This window comes from Halomonas sp. 3A7M (assembly GCF_014897875.1).
Lineage (GTDB): Bacteria > Pseudomonadota > Gammaproteobacteria > Pseudomonadales > Halomonadaceae > Vreelandella.
Genome location: NZ_JABUZD010000064.1, coordinates 1 through 1,261, shown reverse-complemented (window position 1 = coordinate 1,261; position 1,261 = coordinate 1). Strand labels below are relative to the sequence as shown.

The window sequence follows — 1,261 nt, the reverse complement described above, 5'->3', positions numbered from 1 at the left end:
CTGGTCCACGACCCTGCTGTCACTGATCGAAGCACCGATCACCGCCGAGACGACGCACGTCTGCCTGGACATCGACACCTTCGTCATGGACAACAGCAACTCGAAGAAGGAAGGCGTCTCGCGGACCTACCAGAAGGTCGATGGCTACACCCCGATCGCCGCCTATCTGGGCAACGAAGGGTGGTGCCTGGGTCTGGAACTGCGGCCTGGCAAGCAGCACACCATGAAGGAGAGCAATGCCTTTTTGGAGCGAGTGCTCCCCCGTGTCCGAGGCCTGACTGAGGCCCCTATTCTGCTTCGAGAAGATAGCGGCTTCGACAGTAAGGCCCATCTGGTGTTGATTGAACAACACCGCCAAGCGTTTGCCAAAGACGGTCGCCAACTCGACTACATCGTCAAGTGGAACCCCCGGGACTCGGCCAAGGCGGATCTGGATACTTGGCGCGTGGTGGCGGCCAGCTATTGGGAAGAACTGCGCCCAGGCAAGCGTCAAGCCATATGGGCGCAGAGCGCGTCACTCACGGTCGACAAGGTCGAGTATGTGGTCAAGCGCGTGATGCGCCTGGTGGAACGTACCGCCGATCGCGATGGGCAACTGCTGCTCGAACCGACGTATGAGTTGGAAGGCTGGTGGACCAGTCTGGAAGAGTCGCCGGAGGCGGTTATTCAGCGCTATAAAGCGCATGCGACCCACGAACAGTTCCACAGCGAGATCAAGACCGATCTCGACCTGGAGCGACTGCCTTCGGGCAAGTTCGCCACTAACGATCTTATCCTGCACCTGGCCCAGCTGGCCTACAACATCCTGCGGTTGATGGGGCAATTGGGCATGACCGGCGAGCTGAGCCCCGTTCGTCATCCTGCCAAGCGGCGTCGGATACGGACAGTGCTTCAGGAGCTTGTGCATCGCGCCGCCATCGTCATTCACAAAGCACGGCAGGTGATACTTGATTTTGGGCAGGATGTTGGGCGGATGACGGTGCTCAATACCCTGCGTACTCGGCTGCGTTATCCAAAAAGGTCGCCATGCTGACCGTTTATTGGGCAAGGCAGCGCAGTCGCGGGCTAACGGATACTGTTAGCCAAAGTCACCGTGCTCGATCGGTTGAAATGCACGACAAAATAGGCTGTCAACGCCGATCAATGCAACAAGAAGCGGCACTAGCCGGTATGTGTTGTTCGCTTGAGACGGTAGCGGTGGTCAAAAAATACGTGCTGGTGTTGATAGGGAAAGTATCGGCGCCAGCTTCACGGATTCAGG

The 1,261-nt window shown here is 58.1% G+C and carries 2 protein-coding genes; both read left to right on the top strand.

All coding sequences use genetic code 11. The annotated features are described in order from the left end of the window. Nucleotides 1-1,033: IS1380 family transposase (locus tag INT19_RS05425; RefSeq protein WP_193060029.1), on the top strand; the 1,033-nt coding region annotated here is incomplete at its 5' end. Further along, on the top strand, nt 1,027-1,261 hold a 235-nt coding region (locus tag INT19_RS19390), incomplete at its 3' end, for a hypothetical protein (RefSeq protein ID WP_226917020.1). The genes INT19_RS05425 and INT19_RS19390, both read left to right, overlap by 7 nt.